The 3,641-nt window shown below is 55.6% G+C and carries 4 protein-coding genes and 1 pseudogene; 2 read left to right on the top strand and 3 right to left on the bottom strand.

Features of this window, described 5'->3' with window-relative positions; all coding sequences use genetic code 11:
- Positions 1-703: 703 nt before the first annotated feature.
- A complete protein-coding gene (locus tag V3587_RS30630; protein WP_283377726.1) occupies positions 704-943 on the bottom strand; it encodes a hypothetical protein in 240 nt (79 codons plus the stop codon).
- 57 nt (positions 944-1,000) lie between these two features.
- Positions 1,001-1,609 carry a hypothetical protein gene (locus V3587_RS30625; RefSeq protein ID WP_283377725.1) on the bottom strand — a complete coding sequence of 203 codons (609 nt, stop codon included), beginning with the start codon at positions 1,607-1,609 and terminating at the stop codon, positions 1,001-1,003.
- Positions 1,610-1,748: 139 nt separating this feature from the next.
- Between V3587_RS30625 and V3587_RS30620 the strand changes: the two genes are divergently transcribed.
- Together V3587_RS30620 and V3587_RS30615 are read left to right on the top strand one after the other, a co-directional pair.
- On the top strand, positions 1,749-2,207 hold the full coding sequence (locus tag V3587_RS30620; RefSeq protein WP_283377724.1) for a restriction endonuclease: 459 nt from the start codon (positions 1,749-1,751) through the stop codon (positions 2,205-2,207).
- Positions 2,208-2,226: 19 nt separating this feature from the next.
- Positions 2,227-2,886: a hypothetical protein gene (locus V3587_RS30615; RefSeq protein ID WP_283377723.1), complete on the top strand. Its 660-nt coding sequence runs from the start codon at positions 2,227-2,229 to the stop codon at positions 2,884-2,886.
- Between the two features lie 95 nt (positions 2,887-2,981).
- Here the strand turns inward: V3587_RS30615 and V3587_RS30610 are convergent.
- Positions 2,982-3,584, bottom strand: a pseudogene (locus V3587_RS30610) (IS256 family transposase); the annotation flags it as partial.
- Positions 3,585-3,641 lie beyond the last annotated feature (57 nt).

Raw genomic sequence — 3,641 nt, 5'->3', positions numbered from 1 at the left:
GCGGGACATGAGGACATCCTCCCAGCGGAACCCTCGGTCCCGCTATCTCGGTGTCCACCATCCGGGGTGAACCTCACAAATCAAGCGGGAGTGTGAAGCCTTTCTTGAACCGGTAGGTGCGGCAACAAACATTACTCAATCCGCAGACGAGCTTCGAGTTTCGATGCGCGAAGCAGCTGATGTAATCGAGGCTTCATTGGGTCGAATCAATAATGGTGTCGAACCAAGCATGTCACTGCAATCGAGTTGGGCGAGTCTGACTGGTAAGTGGCAACTACTGGACACGTACGTTCGAGCGCAGAGATTCGAAAGCAATCTACCGTGGTTCTCGGACGCATATGATTCATGGCTGCAGAACCGAATGTCCGTAAGTGTCAATCCATTCCACGGGTTCAATCTAGTTCGCGATTACACCAACGGCACGCCTCGGGATATGCCTTCGACTATGGGGAATTTCCCGATGGATCTAAGGCATATAGCAGATCAGTCAGATGACACGATGCGACAGATGATCCAGCACAGCGCGCTATTTGGTGGGGCACGAGCTGAATTTAACGAACGAGCGGCCGACGCCATGTCAATTCTTGGAAACATCTTGACCGGCGTACGGGGCGTGAATGACCAAGGGTGGCCATCCGTCGAATTCGATGTGAACGCTCAAAGTTAGCAGTAGAGCGACGATGCCATCGACCGCGATCTACTGCTACGACGGGATATTTCTGCTGTAGTTTCCAGCCGCACGCTCGACCGCGCTCTCTGCGTAAGTCGGTTCCTTGGCCCTGCTGGAGAGCGGCTTCGCGTAAGGGTCGCCGTATACCCGGTATCGGTAGTCATGCTGCTTACACAAGACTCCGTAGCCCTCGCGGTATGCGCGACCGACGTACTTGCAAGTGCCGTCAGGTAGGTCGCCGTCGAGGGGGCACTTGTCGAGATGTTCTTTCACGATGTTCTCCTTTGCTGTGTACCTGCGAGAGTGTATTTTCCTGTTGCGGAATGGATTTCAGAGTTCGACGTACGCTCGTGTGGCCCTAACGAGCTTGTCGATTGCTTTGGCGAGATCTTCCCGTCTTTTCAGGTCAATCGAACGATCTCCATTGGGGTACATAGATTCGGCAACTTCGACAAGCTCGCGGGCAGATGCCTCCACGAGACCTGGGGCAATCAGTCTAAGTTCCGAACTTGCGAGTTTCATCTCAAACGGCATCTCAGCGAGCCTTGTGAAACTTCGGTTTGCCGCTTCAATGTGAAAATTCGCCAGTTTTGCCAACGATTCTGGACTTCCGCTCAGTCCTGGGGCGTTAGCAGCGAGGACAAGATTGAATGAGGTGTCCTCGTAGAGATTGCTGTACGTTTCTGCCATTGCGATCAAGGACGACGTAATCTCAATAATCCGGTCATTGATATGACGCTGAAACTGGGATCGTGCCTCATCGGCACGCAGTCTGCGATCATGAGCGTGCGACTCGGTAGCCCGTGCGTTCTCAGCGGTCAGCTGGTTCTTGAGTCGTTCATCGCCCGCACTGTTCGTGAACTTGATTGCCAGCAGAGTCGAGATTGCTGAGATCGTTCCTGTTGAAGCCGCGATGATCAGGGATTGCCACCAGAACACTTGGAGCAGCCTCTCAGTATACGCAAAGCAAACGGTTGAGCGAATGCTAGCAGCGAGACGCAGAAGCTTCCCTTCAACCACGTCCCGCTGCGACAGCGACGATAGCATCAATCGAACGTGTGTGCGAACATGGAAATAGATGCAGTACATCACCACCCCTCACCAGGCTGAACTTAACGCAGCGGACAAGATGAAGTCCTGGGGCTTCACTGATGCGGTCGCAACTACTGGGGGAGCAGATGGTGGGATCGACGTCCGATCGTCACGGGCGTTGGTGCAGGTGAAGTGGAAAGGCGGCGCTGCGGGTAGGCCTGAGATGCAGCAGCTCTACGGGGCGCGGGGGGCTGATACCAAGAAGGTGTTGTTCTTCTTTGCGGCGTCGAGTTACAGCAAAGCTGCGGTCGCGTATGCCGATGAAGTTGGTATCGGGCTGTTCACGTATGACCCGGTTGGCGAGATGACGGCAGTAAACGCACACGCAGCGTCAGTGTTGAAGCAACCGAAGGTGGCAGTGGCGGCTCCAGGGCTGGATCGCTGGCTTATCGCTGCGCTGATCTTCGTTACGATCGTCTTATTGATATTCATTTTCACAATCTGATGTATATTCAGAAGAGAATATGAGTACGACACTTCAAGCAGATTCATTCAGCCGCAATAACATCCGTGAACGGACCTCATTGGTCGAGGGCGTTCCTGAGGGTGCGATTGAGATCAAGGTAGCGAGTACTCAAGGGTATGAGGCTGGATCGATCATCTACGTAGGTGAACTGGCTCGCGAGCAGTGCGAGAAGGCCGTGGTTGAGTCTCTCGCCGACGACACGACTGTCACACTGGTTTCTCCGCTCAAGTACCCGCACGCGGCGTTTGCTGATGTCACAGGCGTACTTGGCGACCTGGTTCACTTCTACCGAGCAGCCAACGTGGACGGGAAGGTGCCGGCCGATGACCAGTTCACCGTTCTCGCTACACGTGACATCGATCCTGACCAACCGTCGACGTACATGACTGACACCTCCGGTGGTTCCGAGTTCTGGTATCGCAGCACTTATTTCAATGCGAGCACGAACGAGGAGACTGCGCTCACCGACAGTGAAGCCCGACGCGGCCAGGACTGGGGCAACTACTGCTCACTCGATGAGATTCGTGCCGAGGCAGGATTCACGAGCGCCTTCAATCTGAACGACAGCCTGATTTTCCAACACCGACGGTCGGCGCAGAGCGAGATCAAACACCGCACTTGGCTCTGTCTACACAGCGCCATTCAAGCCCGTCCCTGAAATCATCCGCACTCTGACGATCAAGCTCGCTGCAGGGATGCTGCTGCAATCGGCTTGCGGGTCTATCTCTTTAACGGTGTTTCGGCGGTTTTCCATCAGTAAGTTTCCGATCCCGGCCAACGATCGGCGAACGTGATCGCAAACGCGTTCAGAGCGGGCTTCCACCTCGTTATCCATCGTGCCTGGCCCTTGCCTGTCGGGTCGAGCGAACGTGTCACCAAATACAGACACTTCAGCGCAGCCGCCTCGGTAGGGAAATGGCCACGAGCTTTCACCGCCCTCCGATAGCGGGCATTGAGGGACTCAATCGCGTTGGTAGAGCAGAGCACTCGCCGTATCTCTGTGTCGTAATCGAGGAACGGAATGAACTCCTGCCAAGCGTTGGTCCACAATCGGATGATCGCCGGATACCTCTCACCCCAGTGCTCGGCGAGATCGTCCAGCCCCGCGTGAGCGGCAGCCTCGGTCGGTGCCGTGTAGATCGGTCTGAGATCGTGTTTGAGTGCGTCCCAGTGTTGACGTCCCGAGAGCCGAAAGGTGTTGCGGATCAAATGCACGACGCACGTTTGTACCGTCGTGGCCGGCCATACGTTCTCGACGACTTCCGGCAGGCCTTTCAATCCGTCGCAGACCAGGAAGAACACATCCCGAGTGCCGCGATTGCGAATGTCCGTCAGCACGGACATCCAGAATTTGGCGAAAGCGCACAGGTTCGCGCGAACCTGTGCGAGGTGGCACCTGCATTGTCACGGGTT

The sequence above is a fragment of the Rhodococcus sp. IEGM 1306 genome (genome assembly GCF_036541985.1).
Lineage (GTDB): Bacteria > Actinomycetota > Actinomycetes > Mycobacteriales > Mycobacteriaceae > Rhodococcus_F > Rhodococcus_F qingshengii.
Note: the sequence above shows the minus strand (reverse complement) of the source record. Positions and strands in the feature narration are given on the sequence as shown.

Coding starts and splice junctions, on each gene's coding strand:
- V3587_RS30620 (WP_283377724.1), top strand. CDS start 1,749: ATGCAGTACATCACCACCCCTCACCAGGCTGAACTTAACGCAGCGGAC.
- V3587_RS30615 (WP_283377723.1), top strand. CDS start 2,227: ATGAGTACGACACTTCAAGCAGATTCATTCAGCCGCAATAACATCCGT.